The following is a 26,996-nucleotide window of genomic DNA, read 5'->3' on the forward strand; positions in this document are numbered from 1 at the left end:
CTTTATCAAACTTTTTCGGTAAATCGATATCTTCTGTAGAATCATTAATATAATTTCATGTATTACTTTCAAAAGAAAAAGCAGCATCCAAATGGATGCTGCTTCACTTTATTCTACCTCTAAATCAACAATTAAGTAAGCGAGTATAACAACGAAGAAAATACTAACGGACGGCGCTGTTAATACGTGGCCGGACATAAAGCCGATTCCAAGTGATAGTACAACGGTGCTAGCTAATAGCATATATTTCACAGTTAATATTTTCTTAAAGTTTGTTATGATGCTGAGTAATAATTTAATACCGAAGTAAAGGAATGGTATGAAGTAAATAAGAGAACCGATGATTCCGAATGCAAAGAATATGTCATGGAAGTCCATTTCGATTAATTTAATTTTAACCGTATAGTTACCAGCATAGCCCATTCCGAATAATTTTTGTGATAGTGGTGCGTCTTTATAGTATTGTTTGTATACTTTTAAAAACTTATCGCGATCACTGTAAATTAAACTTTTGACCTCAGAGTCTGTTAGTTCACCTTTTGCATGTTTTTTCTCTGCGTCAGGATCTTCTTTAATTATTTTTCCTTCTTTTCTATCCTTTTCTTCTTGTACTGATTTTTTGTATTCGTATATTTGCATGTGGATGCCCATATTTTTTGCGATAGGAGTATGCGGTGTAAGGGCAATTAAACCTCCTAGTATAATAGCGGCAACAACTGTATTTACGAGATATGTGAATCCTTTTCCTTCTTTTTTGCGATGAACCATATATTCAATGAATGAGAATAAAAGTGCCACGCCAAGCGTTAGAACAATTGCACCATATCCTACTTTCGTTCCGACCATAATACTTGCATACATCGCGAGTATTGTTGGAATCCAGTAATAGATTTTCGAGAAAGAAGTTGTTTTATGAATCGAATAGAGCACTACGATTGGGAACATAATTGCAAAAATAGAACTTAAATCATTTCCAGCAAAGAACCAACCTCTTGAACCGATCTTTGAGTGAGGGTAGCTTGGGAAATCTGTACTAGTTTGCATTGCAACAATCAGTGTGATGCTTAAAATTAAAGTTGCATATAAGAAATATGTAATGATTTTATGAAATGCATATTCTTTATTTTTTAACTCTTTAAAGACGATAATATATCCAAACAGTAGTACAATTGGATATATGCTCTTTAAAATGAATTTCACTTCTTCGCCAAATGAAACTGGGGATTTAATCATCATATTATTTACAAGACCAATTGCTAGTACGATACCGAGTAGGCATAAATAGAGAATGTACTTTTTCGCTCCATGTTGATTTCTATGAAGAAGTAGATAACCTAATGCAAGAAGCATAAAGGCGAAACGGACTACGATTCCAACTGTTGCGCTCATGTGTAATACATAGATTGAAAAAGACGTTAATAAATCTAAAATTGGTTGAAACACAATGAATAGCAATAGGAAATGCGGGAAGTAGTTATCCGTTTGTTTCAACTTATTAACCATATATTCCTCCATTTCTTCATTCCTTTAGTTCAATACCCAAGAGATGGGGATAAAAGCCTTATTAATATAGTAAGGTGAATGAATTTCAATATTTGTTTTTTTGCATCAAACTTAAGAATACACCATTTCATTGTAATGGTAAATAGATGAAAAGCATGGGTAAACCGACTTTAATTTCTATATTTTTTAACGAAATTGTATGTTTTATACGGAGATATATACAAATTACGAGGATATTAGACAGAAAATTGAGAAAAAAGAAGGATTTTTAACATGCTTTCTATAATTATATAAGTATAATCTTTATGTTGAAAAGAGGGGTATATATAATGGAAGTAACAAGTAAAACAGAATCTGTTGTTGTGAAATATGAAGGGCGCGTAGCAACGGTTATGGTCAATCGTCCAGAGGTTTTAAATGCATTAGATGAACCAACGTTAAAAGAGTTATTACAAAAGTTGAAAGAAGTGGCGGAAAGTTCTGTTCATGTTGTTGTGTTGTGTGGAAGTGGCCGTGGTTTTTCTGCGGGTGGAGATATTAAATCAATGCTTTCAAGTAATGATGAAAGTAAGTTTGAAGGCATCATGAATACAATTTCTGAAATCGTTGTGACGTTATATACGATGCCGAAGCTTGTTATTAGTGCAATTCATGGGCCGACTGCCGGACTTGGATTAAGTATTGCATTAACAGCTGATTATGTCATGGCAGATATATCATCAGTTATTGCGATGAACTTTATTGGAATCGCTTTAATTCCAGATGGTGGCGGCCATTTCTTCCTTCAAAAGCGCGTCGGTGAAAATATGACGAAGAAAATCATTTGGGAAGGGAAGAAATTATCAGCGACAGAAGCGTTAGATATCGGTTTAATTGACGAAGTAATCGGTGAGGATTTCCAAACGGCTGTGAAGCAAAAAATTAATGAATGGTTACAAAAACCAATCAAGGCAATGATTCAAACGAAACAAATTTTATGTGAAGTGAATCGTTCTAATTTAGAACAAACGCTTCAGCTCGAAAAGCGTGGTCAATATGCGATGAGACAAACAGCGGACCATAAAGAAGGTATTGCTGCTTTTCTAGAAAAACGTTTACCAGCATTTAAAGGAGAATAAAGTGAAACTTTAATCCGTGGGGATTTGTTTATCCCCGCGGATTATTAATTTTACTGCCCGTTAATTCGAGATAAAGGGAAGAAAGTGCTAACACATTTTAGTATAATTGTGTTAGCACTTTTTTTAGGAGTAATAAATGAAGAAAATTATCGGTGTTATCGTTATTATTTTACTTACATATTATGCTTTGCATAGTACACCATCTCTTGCCGTACGGACTGCATTATTCTTTGAGGGACATCCAACTGTTGCTTTCTCTGGTGAAGTGAAGAAAGAACGGGATGTGAAAAAAGAGGCGATTCCTGATGAGTACCAAACCTTATACGGCGATAAGAAAGAAGAACCAGAGCATTACTTCTTTCCGGTAGTAAAGGCGCACGGATCAGGAATTGATATGTTAAGTGCTTGTGTGAAAAAAGAGTGGTTTTTCTATAAAGCAGAGCTTGGGTGTTATTAAAAGTGGGAGGAAAAGTGATGTCAACTTATAACAGGTTAGTAAGAGATCGTGTCCCGGAGAAAATTTTGATGTCTGGAAAAACATATACAGCACAAAAATTAACAGGGCAAGCTTACATACAAGCGTTAGCGAAAATTGGTACAGAAGAAATTCGTGAATTTGCTTCGATGAAAGAGCGTGAACATGCGCTAGATTCACTTGCAGATGCACTTGAAATTATTATTTCATTAGCGCGTGCAGAAGGTGCAACAATGGAAGATGTAGAGCTTATTCGTAAGCAGAAAGAAGAAGAGCGCGGCGGATTTACAAGAGGGATTTATTTGATGGACGTTTCGGAAGAGTAGTTTTATCCCGCTATTTGCGGGCAGTAAGACCCAAAACTCAAAATTCGGCGAATGCGAGGGAGTCGGGCTGCCCGTAAAAGCCCGATTGATGCGGGCTGATTAAAGTTTCATTTTATAGAAAAAGCACAGTGTTAATGGAGATAATGCGGTGCTTTTTTGTCATTGAGATTAGGATAAAGTGAATTTTATTATAATTTAGAAAATTAAACTATATGAGTAGAGGTTTTATCGTAATTTCGCTATACTAAATAGTAGAGAAAATGAGGAGGAAACGAAAATGGCACATCATACGAAAGAAACGATGGAACTTATTAAGGAGCTTGTCTCTATTCCAAGTCCATCTGGAAACACGGCGAAAATTATTAGTTTTATTGAAAATTATGTAAGTGAGTGGAATGTAGAGACGAAGCGTAATAATAAAGGCGCTCTTATTTTAACGGTTAAAGGAAAGAATGATGAGCAGCATCGTTTATTAACTGCACACGTTGATACGTTAGGTGCGATGGTGAAAGAAATTAAGCCTGACGGTCGTCTTCGTCTATCTATGATTGGTGGATTTCGCTGGAACTCTGTAGAAGGAGAATATTGCGAAATTGAAACGTCAAGCGGTAAGAAATATACAGGTACAATTTTAATGCATCAAACTTCTGTCCATGTGTACAAAGATGCAGGGGAAGCGAAGCGCGATGAGAAAAATATTGAAGTGCGTATTGATGAGCGTGTCTTTTCAGCAGATGCAGTACGTGAGTTAGGAATTGAAGTAGGAGACTTCGTTTCATTTGATCCACGCGTTCAAATTACAGAGAGTGGATACATAAAATCACGTCATTTAGACGATAAAGTAAGTGTAGCAATTCTATTAAAATTGATTAAAAGATTGCAAGATGAAAAGGTAACATTGCCATATACAACACATTTCTTAATTTCTAATAATGAAGAAATTGGATACGGTGGAAACTCAAATATTCCAGAAGAAACGGTAGAATATTTAGCAGTTGATATGGGAGCGTTAGGTGATGGACAAACATCTGATGAATATACAGTATCCATTTGTGCGAAAGACTCTAGCGGTCCATACCATTACGCTTTACGTAAACATTTAGTTGAACTGGCGAAAGCGAATGCTATTGAATATAAAGTGGATATTTATCCATACTACGGATCAGACGCATCAGCTGCGATTCGCGCTGGATTTGATGTGAAACATGCATTAATTGGAGCTGGTATTGATTCTTCTCACGCATTTGAGCGTACGCATGAAAGCTCGATTGCACATACAGAAGCGCTTGTTTATGCATATGTGTTATCAGAAATGATAGTAGAATAGTGAGAGGGTGGTTGATTCTATGAATCAGCCACTTTTTTGTGTATAAAAACTACTTAAATTGTATTTTATTTTACAATATTAAGAAAGTAGGTTTACTACAGAATTCTAGTATTATAAAATGATAGAGGCGCACTAATTTTTTTTGTTCGGGTTTATTATGATTTGCATATTAAGATTACGCGTTATTATAAATGATTTTTGAGAGGAGTATTATTTTTTATGAAGTATCGTGCAGTCGCGGCTGGTATTTTAGCCGCAAGTTTATTATCATCTCCAGTTAGTAGTTTCGCAGCAGGGAAAAAGTTTTCGGATGTTCCTACATGGGCGCAGGAATCGGTTGACTATTTAGTAGGGAAAAAAGCGCTTGATGGAAAACCAGACGGAACGTTTTCTCCATCGGAAGCAGTAGATAAAGGATCAGCTGCAAAAATATTAGCAGCAGTTCTTGGCTTACCAATTGATCCAAAAGCGAAACCATCTTTTAAAGATTCGCAAGATCATTGGGCAGCACCATATATTGCTGCGGTAGAAAAAGCAGGTGTAATTAATGGAGATGGTACTGGGAAATTCAATCCATCAAGCCAAATTAACCGTGCATCAATGGCATCTATGCTTGTACAAGCATATTCATTAGATAAGAAAATTATTGGAGAACTTCCAACACAGTTTAAAGATTTGGAACCTCATTGGGGTAAGAAACAAGCTAATATTTTAGTAGCTTTAGAGATTTCAATGGGTACAGGAAATGGTTGGAAGCCTGATGGTACTGTAAGTCGTGCTGAAGCAGCTCAGTTCATCGCGATGGCAGATAAAAATAAAACAAATACATCGAAAAGAATGTATATGAATAGAAACTTTATTACATATCATCAAGCATCGTTATCATCAGGTATTACTGACGTTCAACATAAGCCACAAATGATTGAAGTGACAGAGCAAAGAACGGACGGTTGGTTGAAGGTTGTAACGAGTAAAGGTGAGAAGTGGACACCATTACAAGAAAAAACAGAGTCTATTAATCAAGAATTCACTACATATCAAGAAGCTTTACATACGTCTACAGTGGCAGGCACACATAAAGCACAACAAGTAACTGTTATTGAAGAAAAAGATAGCTGGATTCGTATCCGTATGGGGGCTGGTTTCCAATGGGTGGATAAAAATCAATTAAACCCAGTGAAGCAAGGTAACTTCCTAGAAGGTAAAGCGATTATTATTGATCCAGGTCATGGTGGAATTGATTCGGGGAACCCTGGTTATTATGAGAAAGAAAGTAAAACCGTATTAGATGTATCATTACGATTACAGAAAATATTTGAGAAAAAGACACCGTTTACTGTGTTGTTAACTCGTGAGAATGATACACGTCCAGGAAACACTGCAGCTGAGTCTTTACAAAAACGTGTAGAATTTGCTCAGGCAAATAAAGGTGATATTTTTGTAAGTATTCATGGTAATGGTACGGATAGTAAACAAGGACAAGGTACAGAAACATTCTACTATGAATCAGCGACAGCAAGAGGGACAAACCCGAATGTATCAGAAAGTCGTTTATTAGCAGAGAAAATTCAAGAGCGTCTTGTAGATGCACTTGGAACAAAAAATCGCGGTGTGAAGAAAGGCGATTTATATGTAATTAGAGAAAATACGATGCCAGCTGTATTAGCAGAATTAGCATTTGTAGATAATAAAAGCGATGCTGATAAAATTGCTACACCAGAACAGAGACAAAGTGCAGCAGAAGCTATTTATCAAGGTATTTTAGATTACTACGAAGCAATGGGTAACAACGTATCTTCTTTCCGTTAATGAATAAAAGAGATTGCCATAGGCAGTCTCTTTTTATTTATAAAACAAATTATAAAGGTTTCTCTTTATTTCGGGCATATGATATCATTTAATTTTATATGAAAAAGTATTTGAGTAATTTTGATCATAACAATTTTAAACGATAAAGGATGATAATAGATTGAGTAATCATAGTAAAACACCTGCATGTATATATACGTATGCATTTCGTGAGGAGGAGCGTGCTTTATGTTACTTGGAAATGCGCTCGTTCTTTGGAATGGAGTCTCACGTTAATATTTTGAAAAGTGATGTCAAAATTGATCCGAGTAGAAGTGCATTTATGAAAGAGCGCGTTGAGGTTATGTATGAAGGAGACGACTTAGAAAGTATTTTAAAACAAGTAGAACAAATTGATTTGGCGGGGGCGTCATTTAAAGTTATCTTCGTTAAAATCAATGATCTTGGGAAAGAAAATAAAATTGAATATGGGGAAAGACGTCTCATTGAACGCGACCTCGGTATGCATATTGAAGGAGAAGCGGATGTTCGTAATCCAGAGCGTGTATTCGGGATTGTTCCTCTTGGAGGACGCTGGTACTTCGGACACTATGTAGAAAGTGAGCCAGTTTGGTATCATCACATAAAAAAACCGCATAGTTATTCGACATCTCTTAGCACGCGTGTTGCGAGATCAGTTGCAAATATCGCTGTACCAAATCCAGAGGGAGTACGAGCTATTGATCCGTGCTGCGGCATTGGAACAGTAGTAGTAGAAGCACTTTCTATGGGAATTAACATTGTTGGTAGAGATATAAATCCACTTGTGGTTCTTGGAACGAGGAAAAACATCGCACATTTTGGGTTTGAAGGAACAGTAACAAAAGGTCCAATCGAGGAAATTACTGAGAACTACGACGTTGCAATTATCGATATGCCGTACGACTTATTTACGCATGCAACACCAGAAGACCAGTTCTCAATTCTTTCAAGTGCGCGCCGCATTGCAAAAAAAGTAGTCGTTGTCACGATGGAAACAATGGACGACATGATTCATGAAGCGGGATTTGAAATTACAGACCGCTGTATCACAAGAAAAGGATCATTTTCTAGACAAATTCTTGTTTGTGAATAGGAAAAGTCACCCGTTTATTAAATTAATAAATTACAGGATAGTTAGTCCATTATGAGGCTGATTATCCTTTTTTATTTAACAACAAATACAAAAACTCCATTTTGAATAAAGATTGATCAAAATGGAGTTACCCTTTTTAGCTAAGTATGAGATTTTTATAAAAAAGTTTGATTATTTTACTGAGCCTTAATGAATAACATTTCAAGAATACCAATAAAAAGCATAATCAGTCATAACTGAAGAATCACCCAACTGATGTAACATAGCTGAAATATTCCCTCTATGATAGGTTCCATGATTCACAACGTGTAAGACCATTTCAGATATACTTGTTTCTCTTAATCCTGCCCATGGATTATCCAACATTATTCTCTTTTCCATATCTTCCTGTCTGTTCAAAAAGGTTTTAAACCGGGATGTTAAAGTGTGAAATGCCGTTTCTAAGTCTTCAATGGGCAGTTTCTCAATCTTTTCTTGAATTTGAAATGAAGATTGCATTGCTTCATTCATACTCTGACCCTCAAGGGTATGAAGCCATCCATATTCCACCAAATAGAGATGAGATAAAACCTTTGAAACAGAAGAAAAGACACTTTTCATTTCCTTTTGATATTTCTCAGGAGAAAGTGTCTTAAGATGATCAATAATCCGTTGATTTGCCCATACATGATAGTTATATAGATTTTCTACATGATTTGCCATACAATCGCCTCCTTATCATCACGTTTTTTAATGTTCTTTATCAGAATGAATTATTCCTTTAAATATCATTACTTATTTGATGAGATCTTCAACTAAATGGCCCAATTGTTGAACAAAGGTCAAAGCAATCTTCAATTAACCTGCCCCGTTAGTTGAAGTACATTTCTTCACAATGTTTATCATTAGATTAACATAAATATCCAACAAGAAAACATCAAACCTCTAAGAAATCTATAGAGGTTTGATGTTTTTAATCAATCTTTTTTACAAAGCTACACTTGTGACAAAAAAGCTTATTTTTTCATTTTGTGGTGATTCTGAATTCTTAAGTTGATGGGCATGCCTGTGTAGGTCACCTTTTTTGGGTTTGTATCAATGTGTGATTAGTTGGTAGTTTAGATGGGAGATTTGACGGGATTTGTTGAATAGACGATATATCTCGAGAGTTGTTTTGTTAGTGAATTACTCTTCTTTCGTTGTCTCTTGTTGTGCGATTAATAAATTGCGTAATACGTGTGCGCGGTAACTTTCTAGTTTTCGTCCTTCATGATAGCGAACACCTAATTTCTTTAGTTCAGCTACGTACCAGCCTTTCGTTCCGTAATACATGAGACCACTTCCTTCTTTCTTTTGAACAGTATATGTGCCTGGGCGAGAGAATTTACTTGTTTATTCATGAAATTTGCGGAGTTTAACATTGAATATTCAGTTTATTTTTATTATGATTAACTTATTATCGGATGACAGTGATTAGCCTCGCTGTAAGCCCGGATTTATGTTTGAAAATGAAGAGAGTAACTTCTTTCCACTTGAGCTTCTTTAGCAGAAGTACGAGCTATAAGGATAAGGGTAGTAAAATTCAATGCAAATGTGTACATTGTTTTTCTGGCTCTTAACATAGTAATGGAGGATGAAATATGCGTAAAGGGACTTTTTTTATGGCAGGACATTCGAGACTTCCGAAAGGTATGGCTGTTCGCAGTATGTATGAAACATTAACAATTACAATTGAGGCAGATCATAAATATCATGTCATTATTGAAGCGTCATGTACGCTTGCGACAGAGCATGGTAGAGACTTCGTCGCTCAAATGTTGAGAGGACATAGTTTGCAAGATGGTATTGAAGAAATCGTTCAAGATATTACGGACCATTATCAAGGAAAAGCGCAAAATGCTATCGTCAGTGCGGTGAAAGATTTACATCGCCAATATGTAAGTTATTTAAATGATGAACAGCCCAGGGGAGAGTACGAGGAAACAACACCATAAAAACTATCTAGTTTACAACCATAAACGAGAGCCAGTTGTATTTCTTTTAAAGAGATACGACTGGCTTATTTTATTGAGGAGGCAAGAACTATGAAAAAGTTAAATGAAGTGTAAGTTGTAAAACAAGAGATGAAAAAAAGAGGGTGTGTAGAAAGTAAGGGGATTTTTAAAACGTATAAAGTATGTAGAGAAAATAATAAAAAACGAATTGACAGTTAAAATATTTTGAATTATTATTTAATTAATAAGATCCATACGAGAAATTAGCCTTCTCTATATTCGATCTTGCTTTCCTGTTTTACAAATATTTTCATACAAACTGTCTATTATTATTGTACTTTAAGAGATTAAAGAACACTCGTAATTATGAGCCAGTTGTACGTTTCTACGATTTTATGTCGTGGTATGCGTATAACTGGCTTTTTCGATGTTAGGGCAGTAAGACCGAATCTCAGCATAAGAAGATAAGGATAACTGTCTGTAAAAAGCGTCAATACATTCTTCATATTTAAATTAGGGAGGAATTGAAATGTCGATTATTACAGAACAAAATGCAAAGATGAAATTTGCAAAGAAATATGAGGGGTATGAAATTGCTCCTCATTCAGAGCATAAACGTTTATATCATATTACGCTAAACCAGCAATTGCTTAAGCAGTTTTTTGAAGAGGTAAAAGAGCATTCAGAGCAGTCATTACAATACATTCCTTATTCTCGGTTTAATCTTGCGGATGGAATGAGAAAGATTTTTGGGCAATCATTTATGGATAACATTCGCGGCATTGTTCATGACCGTGAAACGGGCGGATTTACAATTGGGGTGCAAGGTGAAACGTCAGATCCAGCAGACTACGTGAAATTTGCAACAGCATTAACACATTTAATCGGGGAGCCAAACTTTGATGCAATGACAGGAACGTATTATGCTAGATTTAATGTGAAAGATACGGATAGTAGTGATTCATATCTTCGTCAAGCGTACCGATTATTTACACTGCATACGGACGGTACATTCGTTGATGAGCCGACAGATTGGCTTCTTATGATGAAAATTGAAGAGCAAAATGCAGTAGGAGGAGAATCCCGTTTACTACATTTAGATGATTGGGAAGACCTTCATAAATTTAGAAATCATTCGCTCGCATCTGTTAAGGTTACGTATAAAGCGCCACCAAGTAAAAATGCGCAAGAAATCGTCTATCGTGAAACGTTTTTTGATGTGAATAACGCACCATGTATTTGCTTTATTGATCAGTTCGCTTATCCAGATAATATTGAACAAGCAAACTATTTGAAAGACTTATCATATTCTGTTGAAAACTCACCAGCAACACATGCATTGAAATTACCAATTGGTGACTTAGTTCTTTTAAACAACTTATTTTGGATGCACGGAAGAGCTGCGTTTGAGAAAAATAAAGATTTATATAGAGAACTAATGCGTCAACGTGGTTGTTTTTCTAAATAAGTTTGTACGGCGGGTCTTAAAAAAGGCCTGCCTTTCATCATATTAAGGGGGAAGTAGGATGTATGACTTTATAATTATTGGCGGAGGAATTGTTGGGCTTTCAACGGGAATGGCTTTAACGAAAAAATTCCCTCGTGCGAAAATCGCAATCATTGAAAAAGAAAAGGAACTTGCACAACATCAAACTGGACATAATAGCGGAGTAATTCACTCTGGAATTTATTATAAACCAGGGAGTTATAAAGCGAAGTTTGCCAAAGAAGGAAACGCAGCTATGGTTCAATTTTGTAAAGAAAATGACATCGCTTATGACATGTGCGGAAAAGTAATTGTCGCTACAGAAAAGGACGAACTGCCTCTTTTACATAGCTTATATGAAAGAGGCCTACAAAACGATTTACATATTTCAAAAATAGATAAGGAAGAATTAGCTGAAATTGAACCGCATGTAAAAGGACTTGGCGCAATCCGTGTGCCTTCTTGCGGGATTGCTGATTATAGAGGAGTAAGTTATACATTTGCTCGCTTAATTCAAGAAAGCGGCGGAGAAATACATTTAGGAACAACAGCGGAGCGTATTACTGAGAAGAAAGACGCTGTAACAATTGAGACGAATCAAGGGATATTTAAAACGAAATTTCTCATTAACTGCGCGGGCTTACATAGTGATCGCATTGCGAAAAAGACAGGGATATTAACGGATATGAAAATTGTTCCGTTCCGTGGTGAATATTACGAACTTGTCCCAGAAAAGCGCCATCTCGTAAAACATTTAATTTATCCAGTTCCAAATCCAGAATTTCCGTTTTTAGGTGTTCATTTCACAAGAATGATAAACGGAGACGTACATGCAGGACCGAATGCAGTATTAAGCTTTAAGCGAGAAGGCTATACGAAAACAGACTTTGATATTAAAGACTTCATGGAAACAATGACATACACAGGCTTTTGGAAAATGGCGATGCCAAATATGAAAGAAGGCATAAAAGAAATGGTGCGCTCATTTAGTAAACAATCATTCCTAAAAAGCTTACAGCGCTTAATACCAGAGCTTACAGAGAAAGCTATCGTGTCAACCCATGCAGGTGTAAGGGCACAAGCCATTTTATCAAACGGAAATATGGTTGATGACTTCTGCATTATCCCCGGCATCAATTCTCTGCACATTTGCAACGCACCATCCCCGGCGGCAACGGCTAGTATAAAGATTGGTGAGGAGATTGCTAAGCAAGTGCCGGATGTGGTGGCGGTTAGGGTTTGATGGGTCAGGGTGATTTGAGTCATAAATCCGCCTCGTTTTGAAGCGTAATATTACCGTGAATCATGAATTTGAAGAATCCCTTCTCATAAAGTAAAACTTTAATCAGTGATGGTTTTTCTTCAGCATTAGGACTACGAAATTGAAAAATATTTAAAGAAAATACGATATCACTTCTATTTCTAGTTTATTAAAGTAGGCTTTATAGTAAGGATTTCTAAAAATATAAAGGAGGGATATGCTTTGTTTCCAGGTACTTTATATGAAACACATGTTAAAACAAAAAATTTAGAAGTGGCAAAAGAGTTTTATACTAAACTTGGATTATTTCATGCTCACACTATTGAAGAACGCCGCGTAGCATTCTTTTGGTTTAATAAAGAAAATAAGAAGGAACAAATGCTGGGCATTTGGGAAGTATCGGAAGAAGCATTCCATACAAGCCACTTTGCATTCAAGGTTAACTATGAAGAAATCACTCATGCAAGAGAATGGCTTCTTAATAAAGGAATAAACCCAAGAGCCGCTTTCGGTCTTGAACCTTCCGAGCCTATGGTTCAAACGTGGACACCGACTGCAAATCTTTATTTTTATGATCCTGACGGCAATTCTTTAGAATTTCTATGTTTACTTCCTGAAAAGAAAAAAGTAAAACAAGATGTCATGTATTTGAGTGAGTGGGAAAGCTTGGAGAGTGAAGAATAAATTCGATTTTTAACTCAAATCCCGTAAATCTATGGCTTAAATCATCCCCTGAGTTTTCGGGGGATTTTTTTGTTTTTGGGCTAATAATCACCTACTGTATAAAAAAGTAGACAGTAGTGTGTATTTTTCAAAAAATGTATACAGATTTATCCCGCATTAACTGCCCGTAAAAGCCCGATTGGTGTGGGCTAATAATCAGTGGGGGATGAAGCCCCCCCCCCACTGATTAAAGTTTCACTTTATACTCTATGCGTTGGCATGATACTTGCAATGAAAATAGTATTAACATATAGGGGAGAGATAGAAATGAAGGTTAGTAAAATATACACAACAATTGATGCTCACGTAGCTGGGGAACCACTTCGAATCATTACGGGCGGAGTGCCAGAGATAAAGGGAGCAACACAACTAGAAAGACGCGCATACTGCATGGAACATTTGGATCATCTTCGCGAGGTTCTTATGTATGAACCGAGAGGACATCACGGAATGTACGGTTGCATCATTACTCCGCCTGCAAGTCCTCATGCTGATTTTGGCGTATTATTTATGCACAATGAAGGCTGGAGTACGATGTGTGGTCACGGAATTATCGCTGTTATTACAGTTGGAATTGAAACAGGTATGTTTGAAGTGACAGGGGAAAAACAAAAATTCATTATTGATAGCCCTGCCGGGGAAGTTATTGCGTATGCAAAATTTAACGGGAGCGAAGTAGAGGCAGTATCATTTGAAAACGTTCCTTCGTTTGTATACAAGAAAGACGTTCCTATCAAAATAGATGACTATGAATTTCAAGTAGATATCGCGTTTGGCGGAGCATTCTACGCTGTAGTGGATAGTAAAGAGTTTGGTTTGAAAGTCGATTTTAAAGATTTAGCTGCAATTCAAACGTGGGGCGGTAAAATTAAACACTACATTGAAAGGCAAATGGAAGTAAAACATCCACTTGAAGAAGATTTAAAAGGAATATACGGCGTTATTTTCTCAGATGAACCGAAAGGAAAAGACGCTACTTTACGAAATGTAACGATCTTTGCTGATGGGCAAGTAGACCGTTCTCCTTGCGGTACAGGAACTTCCGCAAGAATCGCAACTCTTTTTGAAAAAGATACGTTACAAAAGGGAGAAATTTTCGTCCACGAATGCATTACTAACGGGAAATTCGAGGGGGAAGTATTGTCGGTAACCGCAGTAGATACATATGAAGCTGTCATTCCGAAAGTAACGGGGAATGCATTTATTACAGGATTTCATCAGTTTGTTGTAGACCCGAGAGATGATTTGAATAGGGGATTTTTGTTAGAGTAGAAGGAGGAGGTGGAAAGATATGCTAGTCATAAGCGCGAACGAACAACGAAACTTAGTAAATATGAACGAAGTCATTGAATACGCGGCGCTTGCTTTAAAAGAATTTTCAGCAGAAAGAACGATCACACCAATTCGCGGTTCATTACCATTTGCGAACGAGCAAAATACCGCATTAATTATGCCTTCAGTAGCGGAAGGACTCGAAGCGCTCGGTTTAAAAGTAGTAACGGTAGCTCCGCATAATAAAAAGATAGGAAAGAAAACGATAAACGGAATTGTTATGCTATCAGACTTTCAAACGGGAGAACCACTCGCACTTTTAGAAGGATCGTACTTAACGATGATTCGAACAGGGGCTCTATCAGGAGTAGCAACAAAACATTTAGCTCGTCATAATTCAAAAACCTTATGCATTATCGGTACTGGTGAACAAGCGAAAGGAATTGCAGAAGCTGTACTTGCAGTTAGAGACATCGAAAAAGTCATCCTATATAACCGAACGGAAGAAAAAGCGTATGCATTCGCGCAATATATCCAGGAGACATTTAACAAACCAGCTTACGTCTACAGGGATCCAAATGAAGCAATAAGCGAAGCGGACATCATCGTCACAACAACGAATGCATCCACACCAGTCTTCTCAGAAAAACTACAAAAAGGCGTCCACATAAACGCCGTCGGTTCATTCAGACCGAGCATGCAAGAACTACCATCCCACGCCATCGCGAACGCAAACAAAGTAGTAGTCGAATCAAAAGAGGCAGCACTAGAAGAAACAGGTGACCTTCAAGTCCCGATAAAAGAAGGGTTATTTGAGGCGAGCGACATCCATGCTGAACTTGGTCAACTTATAAGCGGAGAAAAAGCTGGTAGAGAGAATGATGAAGAGATTACTATTTTCAAATCAGTAGGTTTAGCAGTAGTAGATATAATAGTGGCGAAATACTTATATGAAAAAGCGATGGAACGTGGAGTGGGTACTACGATTCAGTTGTGAGGCTGCCTTTTGGGTGGTCTTTTTGTTTATAATGCGCGTATGCATCTCAATTGTAATGTGTAGTGTTTGCAAAGAAATTATGTGATGTATCATATATTCTGTTAAAATTAAACAAAAATGCATATAAGAAATTGCAGGTGAGAAACCTTGGATTTAGTTCGGAAATTAACTCGTATTTATGGCTTAGGGCTTTGCTGTGGGTTGTGGAGTAAAGCTGAAGTAATTCAATGGTGTGATAAATTGATTGAAGCAAGTGACAGTCCGCCATATGAAATAATTGAGATATCCTTAATGTCTAAAGCAAAGATAGATGATATTGAAGGGAAGTTATTTGAGTTTAGTAGCACAGTTGATGAAGAATACACTGTTAAGTTAACTCTTTCCGTCATTCATGAAAAACTAAAAAAACATGAACTGACGATTGAAGAATCAATTAAATGCACCACTAGACTTTTAGTCAACAGGGGGGTGCATTGGGAGGCTGAATACTTTGAATTGTATAGTCTAGACGATAGCTATGACTTAGCTAAAGATGGTGTTCATTTTGATTTAAGTCAAGTTATTCATACATATATTGAAATGTTAAGTATTTATAGTAAGTATTTTAGTGGGTTTGAAAAACTGTATTTTAAAGTAATGGGAAATGAATGGAGATTTTAATGTATATCAGTATTTGATTAGCTTTGTTTGTCCCTTATTTTCCAATTGGAGAATAAGGGACAAAGTTTTATGAAGGAGTAAATTTAGATATCAAGTATGCAGATTTTTTTACCATTCCCGCCATTCTTCTGTTATATCTTCTTCGGATTCTAAGCCAGCTATTCGTGCAGCTACATCGATAAATTCATAGAGATCTTCTCTTTCCATTGTTTCGATAAAATGGTCATGTTCGATATTTAGTTCATTTAGTTTAATAACTACCTCTTTAACAACTTGCATTACTTCGACTTCGGTTGGAGTCTCGCCTAATTGCTCTAAATGGTTAATGTAAGTGTCAAGAACCTTATTTGTTGCACTTATATTTTCTTCAGTGAAAAATTCCCCATCTTCATCATGCTCAACCCATGGGGTTGTTGGTTTGTTTTTTTTCAATTCATCAAACGTCATGATAACCTCCTAAAAATGTTTTTTTATCTTTAATCTCATTCTACATTTTCAATTATATATAACAACCATTTCAGAGAAATTTACTATAGGTTGCTAGTTTTCTAGCTCATTTTGCTAGGCTACCTATTCGTGGTCTTTTTATTTTACCCCCCGCATAAATATATTTTATCGTAAGAATTCATTAATAGATTTTAAACTGTCTATCTTTGCGAAAAAGTTTGACAATACATACGGGTAGTGGTAATTTAAAACCTATAAGAAAACTCGGTATTAATTCCGAGTTTTCTTATAGGTGTAAATAGTCGAGAGGGGTCGAAATATGAAGAAGAAGTTGTTTGCATTACCATTTGTCCTACTATTACTTATTGCATTAGCGGCTTGCTCAGGGGAGAAAGATTCTTCGAAGCAAGCAGGAACTAGTAAATCAGGGACTCCGAAAGATGGAGGAACGTTAACAGTTGGTGTTAGTGATAATCCAGATACGATGAACCCGCTTTATGCGAATGATCGTGTCTCGCTCACGATACAGCAAGCTTTATATGCACCGCTGTATCATATGGAAGACGGTAAGAAAAAGTTTGTTCTTGCTGAGAGCTTTACGCCTTCAGAGGATCAATTAACATGGACTTTAAAATTAAAGGATAATTTGAAATGGCATGATGGTAAGAAAATTACATCAGATGATATTGTATTTACATTCAAATCTATTCTAGATGAGAAGCAAAATAGTTCAAGCCGTGAAAACTTTATTTTTAAAGGAAAGCCACTTGAGGTGAAAAAAGTGGATGAGCTAACGACTCAATTCGTTTTACCACAAGTAAGTGCATCTTTCGAAGGGGTTATGAACGATTTCTTCCCAATTCCGAAACATGTATTTGAAGGTGAAGCGGATTTAGTGAAGAGTAAGAAAAACTTACAACCTGTAGGATCAGGTCCATTTAAATTAAAAGAGTTTAAATCAGATGAATATGTTGCGCTAGAGCGATTCGATGATTATTTTGCTGGTAAAGCGAAATTAGATTCTGTCGTGTACCGCGTTGTAAAAGACCGTAATACAGCAAACGTTTCACTACAAAATGGTCAAATCAATATGAAGATGATTGAACCGCAAGACTTTAAGAAATTAGATAGCACGGGGAACTTCTCAATGGTGACATTCCCTGAAGGTAGATTATTCTACTTAGCTTATAACTTTAATACAGATCTTATGAAGAAAAAAGAAGTGCGCCAAGCAATTGCGCATGCATTAGATAAGAAAGAAATGATTAACTCAGCGTTCGTTTCTAGTCAATTTGCAGAACCGGCAAATTCAATCTTAACGCCAGACGCTATGTATTATGCGAAAGATATTAAAGAGTATAAGTATGATCAAAAAGAAGCGAAAGATTTATTAGCAAAAGCTGGTGTGAAAGATACAGAAAAAATCCGCGTTATGTATGTAACGAATAATAAAATCATGGAAAGTCTAGCACTTTATACACAGCAAAAATTACAAGAAGTTGGCTTAGAAGTTGAACTGAATGCATTAGATGCTAGTGCGGCAAGTGAAAAAGGCTTAGATAAAGAGAATAAAGAATATGACATTACATTCGGTGGTTACATAATGGGACCAGAGCCTGATTCATATAAGAGCTTATTCTTAAGTAATGCAGAATACAATTATGCACGTTATAAAAATGCTGACTTCGATAAGTTATGGGAAGAAGCTGCAGTTGAAACAGATAAAACAAAACGCGCAGAGCTATACCATAAAATCCAAGATACAGCGAGAGAAGACTTACCTTATCTTCCAATCGCATATCCGAAAGCAGTTATTGCAGTAGATAAAAAGTTTGATGGGTTAAAAGAAGCAAAAGCAATTCCTGTCACAATGTTTGAAGATTTATCTAAGATTTATGAAGTGAAATAAGAAACAGTAAAGAAGCTGGTGGAAATCAGCTTCTTTAGCTTGAGGGGGGAAGTTTGTGTATAAAGTAATTGCAAAGAGGCTTTTAAATGCGATTCCGCTTTTATTTGTTATTTCTATTATTTCTTTTCTATTAATAAAACTAGCGCCGGGCGATCCTGTTCGAAACTTTGTAACGCCGAATATGAGTCCGATTGATGTCGAGCGTATTCGCAAAAGTTTAGGACTAGATCAGCCGATTTACGTGCAATATTTTTTATGGTTAAAAAATATTTTAACAGGGAATTTTGGATACTCACTTCAAAACCATCGTCCTGTTTTAGAACTTATTACAGAAAGATTACCCGCAACAATTGGGTTAATGGGATCATCTTTACTCGTCTCATTTGTAATCGCAATACCGCTTGGATTATTTACAGGTGTGAAAAAGAACTCGTTCTTTGACCGCATTGTGAACTTCATCTCCTATGTGGGAATCTCAATGCCAGTCTTTTGGTTCGCGTTACTATTAATCTACTTATTCTCTTTAAAGTTGAACATGCTTCCGAGTATGGGTATGCGCACAGTCGGTCAAGATTCCTTCTGGGATATTGTCCAGCACGGTATTTTACCTTGCATGGTGCTAGCGTTCCAAAACATCTCTGTCTATATGAGATATATTCGCTCAAGTACAATTCAGCAATTAGAGGAAGATTACGTACAAATTCAATATGCGTACGGTGCTTCACAGAAAACAGTTTTATTTAATCACGTACTTCGAAACGTATTAATACCGATCATTACAATCTTCGGATTATCCATTCCAAGTTTAGTAGGCGGAGCGTTCATTACGGAAACAGTATTCTCATGGCCGGGACTTGGTTCACTCGGGGTAAATGCTATTTTTAGATTTGATTATCCAATTATTATGGCAATCACATTATTATCATCGTTCATGTTAATTCTCGGTAATTTAATTGCTGATATTTTATATGGCGTAGTAGATCCGCGCATTCGAATGAGGGGGTGATGGAATGAACAATAGGAGATTTCAAACGATAAAAAATAGTTTTACGAAAAATAAGTTTGTAGTAATGGGAGTTATTATACTGGGTGTTTTAACAATCGCGTCTCTTTTCGCATTCGTATCACCGTACGATCCTAGTAAAATGTCGATTCCAGATCGTTTACAAGAACCGAGTTTAAGTCATCCTTTCGGCACAGACGATTACGGAAGGGATTACTTAACGAGAGCGTTATATGGCGGACGAGTTTCCCTTGCTGTTGGTTTTCTAGCGATGGTTGTTTCCATTACAATCGGGACCGCAGTAGGAACAATTAGCGGATATTTTGGCGGAAAGTTAGACAACTTCTTAATGCGAATTGTTGAAGTTTTAATGTCAATTCCATCATTCTTCTTAATGCTGTTATTAAATGCGTATTTAAAACCAGGAATTACAACGCTTGTTCTTATTATCGGATTATTAACGTGGATGGACACCGCGCGTATCGTAAGGGCAGAAACGTTATCTGTAAAAGAGCGTGAATACGTGTTATACGCAAAAGTATCTGGACAAAAATCATTGATGATTATTGTAAGACACATCATTCCTAACATTTTATCAACCATTATAATCGCAGCGACATTAACAATTGCGACATCGATTTTAATGGAATCATCACTTAGCTTCTTAGGATTAGGTATTAGAGAACCAGATTCTTCTTGGGGCAGTATGCTAAATAATGCGCAAGGATACATAGGTGAAGCTTGGTATTTAACACTCTTCCCAGGGTTCCTTATTTTATTAACAGTACTAAGTTTTAACGTAATCGGTGAAGCGTTGAAAAAAGCTTTCGCGCCAAAAGGGGCTCATCATGAGAACTAATGCTTTAAGTGAGGGGGAGTGAAAAGCGTGTCTGAAAAACTATTAGAAGTGAAAAACTTAAAGACTTCTTTTTTCATAGAAGACGGCGAAGTAGAAGCGGTTCGCGGCGTTTCATTTAGCTTGAAAAAGGGTGAAGTCGTTGGGATTGTTGGCGAATCGGGAAGCGGAAAGAGCGTTATGGCGAAATCCGTTATGGCCCTTGTTACGTCGCCAGGGAAAGTGAAAGAAGGAGAGATTCTTTTTCAAAATGAAAACGTGCTTTCTAAATCGGAGAAAGAATTGCGTTCTATTAGAGGAAATCAAATTTCACTCATATCTCAAGATCCAATGTCGGCATTAAACCCAGTTGTGAAAATTGGAAAGCAAATGACGGAAGTAATTATTCGGCATCAAAAAGTGAAAAAGAAAGAAGCACAAAATATCGCGGTCAACTTACTAAAACAAGTCGGTCTTTCTTCACCGGAAGAAAGGGTAAAACAATATCCGCATGAACTAAGCGGCGGAATGAAACAACGGGTTATGATCGCGATGGCAATGTCTTGTAATCCAGACCTTCTCATTGCGGATGAACCGACGACAGCGCTTGACGTAACGATACAAGCGCAAATACTAGATTTAATGAAAAACTTAAAAAATGAAACGAATATGTCATTACTTCTTATTACGCATGATCTTGGAATTGTTGCGCAAAACTGTACACGCGTCATCGTTATGTACGGCGGGCTTATTATGGAAGAAGGGCATGTACTTGATATATTCCAATCGCCGAACCATCCATATACGAAAGGGCTATTAAACTCTCTGCCAAAAATATCGAACGGAGTAAAAGAAAGACTAGCACCAATTCAAGGTGTAACGCCCAACTTACTACACCCGCCGAAAGGTTGCCCATTCGCAGAGCGTTGCCCACATAAAATGGACATTTGTGAAAAAGAACGTCCGCCATATTTTGAAATCGGAAACGGAAGACGCTCTATGTGCTGGCTAAACGATAGGGCGGTAGGTGATTCACATGCATGAAGAAAACTTAATTGAAGTTCGGAACTTAAAAAAGTATTTTCCTATTAAAAAAGGACTATTCGGCAGAAAAACAGAGCAATTAAAAGCAGTCGATGACCTAAGCTTCACAATTAAAAAGGGTGAAACATTCGGACTAGTAGGAGAATCAGGCTGCGGAAAATCAACGACAGGAAGAAGTATCATTCGCTTACACGATGTAACTTCAGGTAACATTCTATTCGATGGAAAAGATATCGCAGATCTAAAAGAAAATGAACTAAAAGAATATAGAAAAAGAATGCAAATCATTTTCCAAGACCCATACGCATCATTAAACCCGACAATGAACGTATTCCAAATTATTAGCGAACCGATGAACATTCATGGCTCTTACACAGCCGAAGAAAGAAAAGAAATCATTCTAGACCTGCTCAAAAAAGTAGGACTAAAAGAAGAACACCTATATCGCTACCCGCACGAATTTAGCGGAGGCCAAAGACAGCGCATTAGCATCGCGCGCGCACTATCTGTAAAACCTGACTTCATCCTATGTGACGAACCAATCTCAGCACTAGATGTCTCAGTCCAAGCACAAGTCGTAAACATGCTGCAGGATATTCAAGAAGAAACAGGCGTCACATACCTATTTATCGCACATGACCTATCCATGGTAAGACACATATCAGATAGAATCGGAGTCATGTACCTAGGAAACATAGTAGAAATTGCCGACAGCGAAGACCTATACACAAAACCGGCACATCCATACACACAAGCACTACTCTCATCCATGCCAGAACCAGATCCAACAAACACAGGCAAAGAACGGATCATTCTGCAAGGGGAAGTACCAAGCCCACTCAACTCACCATCCGGCTGCAAATTCAGAACAAGGTGCAAATTCGCCACTGAAAAATGCGCACAGGAAGTACCGAAGATGGTTGAGATTGCGAAGGGGCATGAGGTGGCTTGTCATTTGTTTTAGGGGGGAAAGCATCGGGGGAACCTGGTGGTATTTCAGTTGGTAATATGATAGCTGGTATGGCTTGTAGCGTTAAATAATTTATATAATAAACAATAAACATAAAAAAGAGCTAAGGTTCTCATACAGCCTTAGCTCTTTTTTATGTTTATTAAACAATTGATCATCTATTTTTCTTTACATAATCTCCAGATACAGTCCATATCAACTATAGATTCTTGTCTTATGCTAAATGTAATCAAAAAGCAAGTAGATAAAGATAATGACTAAAACATTAACTTTAGATACTTTTTTGATGAATATTACAAATAAACAGGAGGTAATGAAAAATGATTAAAACATTATTAGCGGGAGCACTTTTAAGTACAGGATTGGTAGCGGGAGGTGCAGTAGGTGCAGATGATGCGAAAATGGACAATTTAAAGTCAAATGAAAATAGTTCCAATCAAGTAATTACACAGAGTGCAGATGGAACAACGTCTTTCTCACAAAACTTTGATTTACCTAAAGATGCAGTGCCAGCAACTCCTAAAGGAGACGCAAAAACTGTTGAAAGAACAGAAGGTACAGGTTCTCAAGAAGGAAAAATGGTGCCAACAAAAGAAGGTACAGATTCTCAACCTGGATTTGAAATGGGAGCCCCTGAAAAATCAGAACATGCAAAAACTGTTGAAAGAACAGAGGGTACAGGTTCTCAAGAAGGAAAAATGGTACCAGCAAAAGAAGGTACAGATTCTCAATCTGGATTTGAAATGGGAGCCCCTGAAAAACCAGAACATGCAAAAACTGTTGAAAGAACAGAGGGCACAGACTCTCAAGAAGGAAAAATGGTACCAACAAAAGAAGGAAATTAAATAATATATAGTTATGACGAAGAGCATCCAAAAAGTGGTGCTCTTTTTATATTATAGGGATTAACTAGTTTTACTGAATATAGAACTGTAGGAGGAATTGAGGCTAGAACATGAGGGACTATCTCTTCAAATCATGGTGTTTGAAGCACTAGTTTTGGTGGTAACGTTACAACATAAACATTTTATTAGAGATTTTTTAAATTTACATACACTCTAGATAGACTACATATCAACTTCAGATACTTGTTTTATGATACAAGTAATCAAACAAAAGGAGGGCAATACAAAATGATTACAACAGTATTAACAGGCCACTCTTTTAAGTACAGGAGATTATTAACAGGTGGAGAAAATGTTGAGGATGTACAGACAGATAAACATATTCCATATGAAAAAAATGAATTACAGCAAACTCTAGAAAAGTACGATTCGAAGAAATTTGAGTTATAAAAAGAAAATAGATAAATTGACAAGAGAAAAGCACTTTGTGTATATCACAGGTGCTTTTTATTTTCACTTTGATATAGGGTTTGAATTAAATTTTTACACTAAAATATATACGGCAAAAAGGGGGAAGTTCATTGCACAAAGTTATTTATGGAATATTAGTTTTAATTTATACTTTGTATTCATTTTTTGTAAGTGATGGAAGTGAAGTAAGGTTTATTATGGTGTTAACTATAGTACTTATCTTTTCTGTGGTTTTAGAAAAAGGAAATGCAAACAAAACGACTGATTAAAGGTCTTTTTGTTTGCATTTTTTAGTTGGCTATTAAAGTCCAGATGTTTTAGGGATAGCACCAAATCGCCATCAAGCTTAAAGAACGATTTATCCCCAAACAATAAAAATGAGCTTTTTATTACAAGTTAGCAGCAAATTTCGTTTTTGGGACACTATTAAATTTTTAGTTGATGAAAAACACCCGCCTAAAATAGAAAACTTTTAACCTATTATCATTTATTCCGTAGCTTTTAAGGTATTTAACACGACTTTGGTTGCGTCTGCAATAAGTTTATCATCGTATTTAGCATCTTCTTTATCATGATTAGAAAGTATAGCAAGAACAATCGGCTTTTTATTTGGTGGCCAAATAATTGCGATATCATTTCTTGTTCCGTAAGATCCCGCGCCTGTTTTATCAGCTACTTCCCATCCTTTTGGTACGCCCGCACGAATCAATTTATCTCCAGTTGTATTTCTCTTCATCCAATCTACTAATAGTTCACGTTTTTCTATTGGAAGTGCAGTTCCTAATGTAAATGATTGAAGTGTCTTAGCTATCGCTTCTGGTGTACTAGTATCATGTGTTTCTCCTGGATGCACTTCATTTAATTCAGGTTCAAATCGTTCTGAAGTAGTAACAGTATCTCCCATTTCTCTCAAGATTTTTTCAAATTCAGAGGGCCCCCCTAACTGTTTAAGAATCAAATTATGTGCTGTGCTGTCACTATATCGAACAGAAGCATCTGCAAGTTCTTTTAACGTCATTCCTGTATCAACATGCTTTTCAGTAATTGGATTATAATTAGAAAGATCTTCATGAGTATACGTAATCCTTTGATCAAGAGCTTCTAATGAGTTCTTGCGTAAAAGAGCGCCCACAGCTAATGATTTAGATGTAGATGCAAATGCAAAACGATCATCTGAATGATAAGCAACAGTTTGATTCGTACCTGTGTCCAGTGCATAAATACCAAGCTTAGCATCATATTCTTTTTCAAGTTTAGCGAAAGATTGATTACCTGTATTTTCTTGTTTAATTTGATTAGCCTGATTCGTTTGTTTAGGTGGTTCAGATTGAGTGTTACTATTGGAACAGCCTATAAGTGATACACATGAAAGTAATACTACAGGCACAATCTTTTTGTAATGTAAAATGTTAAAGAACTTGTTTAAAACGAACATAAATTTTCAACCTCTTTCAAGAATATATGGATTTTGTCTAGGTATTCTAAATACCAATGCAATTAAAGATGGCATAGGGTAACAATACTACTGCAGCTAAAATTTCACAGGTTAAAGGACATCCAAAACGTTTATCCCGCTATTTGTGGGCAGTAAGACCCCCACCTCAAAATTCAGCGGAAGCAAAGAAGTTAGGTGGGGGTCGGGCTGCCCGTAAAACCCCCACTGATTAAAGTTTCACTTTATATGATTGATAAGTCACGGTTTGGGGTGTTTCTTTTTTGCTTTCACTTGTAATGGTTCACCTGTGAAAGTATTAAACTTGTAATACTTAACCGTAGTATTACAATACATATTTTTTACTTTTGGGAATAATAAGTCCTTTCTTTTTTTTTGTAATACATAAAAATAGATGTCAAACGGGATATGCTGTATCCAATCTGGACAACTACTATTAGAAATACACTTATTAGACACTCTAAGTAATAAATTTGTTCCACTTTAAGATGAGGAAGAATTTGGGGTTTGTAAAATAACAATGGAACTACGTGTTTTTTCTTCATACAAAAACCTCTACATATAAGTAGAGGTTTTTAAATTGCGTATTAGTGAATTATGCTTTTTCAGATAAACGAAGATCATAGAATACATAATTTTAACTAGATTTATTATTAGCTAGTTTATCTCCACCACCAAGCTCCGCCTCAATCTGCGAAGTCTTCGATGACTCATCCATACGCCAATACGTAATAAAGCTTATCGCGATACATCCAGCTACGTAGAAGTAAAATAGTGATTCCATTCCGATACTTTTTAGCCATAATGCGATGAACTCGGCTGTTCCGCCAAATATCGCAACAGTTAGTGCATATGGTAAGCCTACGCCAAGTGCGCGAATTTCGGTTGGGAAGAGTTCGGCTTTTACAATTGCGTTAATGGAAGTGTAACCAGTAACGATAATGAGGCCGACCATCATGAGTAAAAATGCTACCATTGGGTCTGTCGTTTTTTCCATGAAGAAGAAGATCGGCGCTGTTAGTAAAGTTCCGAGAATACCGAAAGCCATTAATAGTGGGCGGCGTCCAATTTTATCGGATAATAGCCCTGCAATCGGTTGAAGTACAACGAATATAAGTAGTGCGACAAAGTTAATCCAGCTTACAACTTCTTTCGGGAGACCGACTGTGTTTACCATGAATTTTTGTAAATATGTTGTGTACGTATAGAATGCAACAGTGCCTCCTAGTGTTAGGCCGACTACTGTTAATACTGCTTTCGGGTGTTTCATAAGAGCGCGAACGGTTCCTGCGCTTTCGCGGTTTTTCGATTCCATATTTGAGAACTGCTCTGATTCATCCATTGTACGTCGAAGCCATAATACAGCTACTGCTCCCATCGCACCAATAATGAATGGAATACGCCATCCCCAAGCTTTCATATCTGGTTCGCTTAGTAATTGCTGAAGAACAATTTGAACGCCTAACGCAACCATCTGTCCAGCAACGAGCGTTACATATTGAAAACTTGAATAAAAACCACGGCGTCCACTACTAGCCATCTCAGATAAATATGTTGCGGAAGTTCCATACTCTCCGCCAAGTGACAACCCTTGAAGTAAACGAGCAAGAACTAAAATAATTGGTGCCATAATACCGATGCTTTCGTAACTAGGTGTACAGGCGATAATTAAAGAACCACCGGCCATAACTGTAATGGAAAGCGTTAATGCTGCCCGGCGGCCGTGTCGATCTGCATAACGTCCCATTAATAAACTTCCGATAGGGCGCATTAAAAATCCGACTGCGAAAATAGCTGCTGTGTTCAGTAACTGACTCGTTGGATCTCCTTTAGGAAAGAACTCTGCTGAAAAATAAACAGCGAAAGCAGAATAAACGTACCAGTCGTACCATTCAATTAAATTGCCGACAGAACCTTTGAAAATATTGCCGGCGACTCGGTTAGATTTTGCTTGAGCCATAATAATTCCTCCTCT

General features: G+C 36.8%; 27 protein-coding genes. 21 read left to right on the forward strand and 6 right to left on the reverse strand.

Translation table 11 applies throughout. The features are described from left to right. Nucleotides 1-108: 108 nt before the first annotated feature. Nucleotides 109-1,503, reverse strand: coding sequence for an O-antigen ligase family protein (locus AC1DS7_RS05130; protein ID WP_016101730.1), 1,395 nt, complete (start codon nt 1,501-1,503; stop codon nt 109-111). 329 nt (nt 1,504-1,832) lie between these two features. Here AC1DS7_RS05130 and AC1DS7_RS05135 point away from each other — a divergent pair, with 329 nt between their 5' ends. The 6 genes from AC1DS7_RS05135 (at nt 1,833) to AC1DS7_RS05160 (ending at nt 7,672) form a co-directional block, all read left to right on the forward strand. After that, complete coding sequence (locus AC1DS7_RS05135; RefSeq protein WP_002010905.1) at nt 1,833-2,621, forward strand: enoyl-CoA hydratase; 789 nt, start codon at nt 1,833-1,835, stop codon at nt 2,619-2,621. A gap of 136 nt (nt 2,622-2,757) precedes the next feature. After that, a complete protein-coding gene (locus AC1DS7_RS05140; RefSeq protein WP_002010902.1) occupies nt 2,758-3,078 on the forward strand; it encodes a hypothetical protein in 321 nt (106 codons plus the stop codon). Nucleotides 3,079-3,095: 17 nt separating this feature from the next. After that, entirely contained in the window at nt 3,096-3,422 is a 327-nt protein-coding gene (locus AC1DS7_RS05145) for a nucleoside triphosphate pyrophosphohydrolase (protein WP_002125566.1), read from the forward strand. Nucleotides 3,423-3,699: 277 nt separating this feature from the next. Then, nucleotides 3,700-4,749: a M42 family metallopeptidase gene (locus AC1DS7_RS05150; protein WP_016101729.1), complete on the forward strand. Its 1,050-nt coding sequence runs from the start codon at nt 3,700-3,702 to the stop codon at nt 4,747-4,749. A 219-nt stretch (nt 4,750-4,968) separates the two neighbouring features. Further along, nucleotides 4,969-6,558, forward strand: a complete 1,590-nt coding sequence (locus AC1DS7_RS05155) for an N-acetylmuramoyl-L-alanine amidase (protein WP_215588757.1) — start codon at nt 4,969-4,971, stop codon at nt 6,556-6,558. 160 nt (nt 6,559-6,718) lie between these two features. After that, the gene (locus AC1DS7_RS05160; protein ID WP_012260407.1) at nt 6,719-7,672 is read left to right on the forward strand and encodes a TRM11 family SAM-dependent methyltransferase; all 954 of its coding nucleotides are present in this window, start codon (nt 6,719-6,721) and stop codon (nt 7,670-7,672) included. A gap of 201 nt (nt 7,673-7,873) precedes the next feature. On the opposite strand, the gene AC1DS7_RS05165 is transcribed toward AC1DS7_RS05160, so the two are convergent. Then, nucleotides 7,874-8,374 (reverse strand): DinB family protein, encoded by a 501-nt coding sequence (locus tag AC1DS7_RS05165; RefSeq protein ID WP_016101727.1) that lies wholly within the window; start codon nt 8,372-8,374, stop codon nt 7,874-7,876. A 462-nt stretch (nt 8,375-8,836) separates the two neighbouring features. Next, a complete protein-coding gene (locus AC1DS7_RS05170; protein ID WP_002010895.1) occupies nt 8,837-8,983 on the reverse strand; it encodes a YflJ family protein in 147 nt (48 codons plus the stop codon). Between the two features lie 308 nt (nt 8,984-9,291). On the opposite strand from AC1DS7_RS05170, the gene AC1DS7_RS05175 reads away from it, so the two are divergent. From AC1DS7_RS05175 to AC1DS7_RS05205, 7 genes are all read left to right on the forward strand, one after another. Beyond that, nucleotides 9,292-9,645 (forward strand): DUF3870 domain-containing protein, encoded by a 354-nt coding sequence (locus tag AC1DS7_RS05175; protein ID WP_001225455.1) that lies wholly within the window; start codon nt 9,292-9,294, stop codon nt 9,643-9,645. Between the two features lie 529 nt (nt 9,646-10,174). After that, nucleotides 10,175-11,113: a glutarate dioxygenase GlaH gene (gene glaH, locus AC1DS7_RS05180; RefSeq protein WP_016101726.1), complete on the forward strand. Its 939-nt coding sequence runs from the start codon at nt 10,175-10,177 to the stop codon at nt 11,111-11,113. Between the two features lie 58 nt (nt 11,114-11,171). Next, nucleotides 11,172-12,374, forward strand: coding sequence for an L-2-hydroxyglutarate oxidase (gene lhgO / locus AC1DS7_RS05185; RefSeq protein WP_215588758.1), 1,203 nt, complete (start codon nt 11,172-11,174; stop codon nt 12,372-12,374). Between the two features lie 240 nt (nt 12,375-12,614). Next, on the forward strand, nt 12,615-13,076 hold the full coding sequence (locus AC1DS7_RS05190) for a VOC family protein (protein WP_016101724.1): 462 nt from the start codon (nt 12,615-12,617) through the stop codon (nt 13,074-13,076). 258 nt (nt 13,077-13,334) lie between these two features. Beyond that, on the forward strand, nt 13,335-14,387 hold the full coding sequence (locus AC1DS7_RS05195) for a proline racemase family protein (protein ID WP_080118304.1): 1,053 nt from the start codon (nt 13,335-13,337) through the stop codon (nt 14,385-14,387). Nucleotides 14,388-14,406: 19 nt separating this feature from the next. After that, entirely contained in the window at nt 14,407-15,384 is a 978-nt protein-coding gene (locus tag AC1DS7_RS05200) for an ornithine cyclodeaminase family protein (RefSeq protein ID WP_215588759.1), read from the forward strand. A gap of 147 nt (nt 15,385-15,531) precedes the next feature. Then, the gene (locus AC1DS7_RS05205) at nt 15,532-16,044 is read left to right on the forward strand and encodes a hypothetical protein (protein ID WP_002030070.1); all 513 of its coding nucleotides are present in this window, start codon (nt 15,532-15,534) and stop codon (nt 16,042-16,044) included. A gap of 108 nt (nt 16,045-16,152) precedes the next feature. Here AC1DS7_RS05205 and AC1DS7_RS05210 read toward each other — a convergent pair whose 3' ends face one another. Next, entirely contained in the window at nt 16,153-16,491 is a 339-nt protein-coding gene (locus AC1DS7_RS05210; protein ID WP_016101721.1) for a hypothetical protein, read from the reverse strand. 319 nt (nt 16,492-16,810) lie between these two features. On the opposite strand from AC1DS7_RS05210, the gene AC1DS7_RS05215 reads away from it, so the two are divergent. From AC1DS7_RS05215 to AC1DS7_RS05250, 8 genes are all read left to right on the forward strand, one after another. Next, nucleotides 16,811-18,400 (forward strand): ABC transporter substrate-binding protein, encoded by a 1,590-nt coding sequence (locus tag AC1DS7_RS05215; RefSeq protein WP_476998815.1) that lies wholly within the window; start codon nt 16,811-16,813, stop codon nt 18,398-18,400. 55 nt (nt 18,401-18,455) lie between these two features. Next, nucleotides 18,456-19,406: an ABC transporter permease gene (locus tag AC1DS7_RS05220; protein WP_002035186.1), complete on the forward strand. Its 951-nt coding sequence runs from the start codon at nt 18,456-18,458 to the stop codon at nt 19,404-19,406. Between the two features lie 4 nt (nt 19,407-19,410). Continuing rightward, entirely contained in the window at nt 19,411-20,262 is an 852-nt protein-coding gene (locus tag AC1DS7_RS05225) for an ABC transporter permease (RefSeq protein ID WP_002186601.1), read from the forward strand. Between the two features lie 27 nt (nt 20,263-20,289). Beyond that, a complete protein-coding gene (locus tag AC1DS7_RS05230; protein ID WP_002169052.1) occupies nt 20,290-21,282 on the forward strand; it encodes an ABC transporter ATP-binding protein in 993 nt (330 codons plus the stop codon). Next, on the forward strand, nt 21,275-22,246 hold the full coding sequence (locus AC1DS7_RS05235; protein ID WP_002134672.1) for an ABC transporter ATP-binding protein: 972 nt from the start codon (nt 21,275-21,277) through the stop codon (nt 22,244-22,246). Before AC1DS7_RS05230 ends, AC1DS7_RS05235 begins: the two co-directional genes overlap by 8 nt. Before the next feature lie 326 nt (nt 22,247-22,572). After that, nucleotides 22,573-23,097 (forward strand): hypothetical protein, encoded by a 525-nt coding sequence (locus AC1DS7_RS05240; RefSeq protein ID WP_193652648.1) that lies wholly within the window; start codon nt 22,573-22,575, stop codon nt 23,095-23,097. Nucleotides 23,098-23,385: 288 nt separating this feature from the next. Beyond that, complete coding sequence (locus tag AC1DS7_RS05245) at nt 23,386-23,547, forward strand: hypothetical protein (RefSeq protein WP_215584597.1); 162 nt, start codon at nt 23,386-23,388, stop codon at nt 23,545-23,547. A gap of 131 nt (nt 23,548-23,678) precedes the next feature. Continuing rightward, nucleotides 23,679-23,837 (forward strand): hypothetical protein, encoded by a 159-nt coding sequence (locus AC1DS7_RS05250; RefSeq protein WP_240380624.1) that lies wholly within the window; start codon nt 23,679-23,681, stop codon nt 23,835-23,837. 218 nt (nt 23,838-24,055) lie between these two features. On the opposite strand, the gene blaIII is transcribed toward AC1DS7_RS05250, so the two are convergent. Beyond that, nucleotides 24,056-25,003 carry a class A beta-lactamase BlaIII gene (blaIII, locus tag AC1DS7_RS05255; RefSeq protein WP_002016516.1) on the reverse strand — a complete coding sequence of 316 codons (948 nt, stop codon included), beginning with the start codon at nt 25,001-25,003 and terminating at the stop codon, nt 24,056-24,058. A gap of 655 nt (nt 25,004-25,658) precedes the next feature. Further along, complete coding sequence (locus tag AC1DS7_RS05260) at nt 25,659-26,981, reverse strand: MFS transporter (protein ID WP_088038646.1); 1,323 nt, start codon at nt 26,979-26,981, stop codon at nt 25,659-25,661. Between the last annotated feature and the right edge of the window lie 15 nt (nt 26,982-26,996).

This window comes from Bacillus sp. P4_E1, assembly GCF_056401715.1.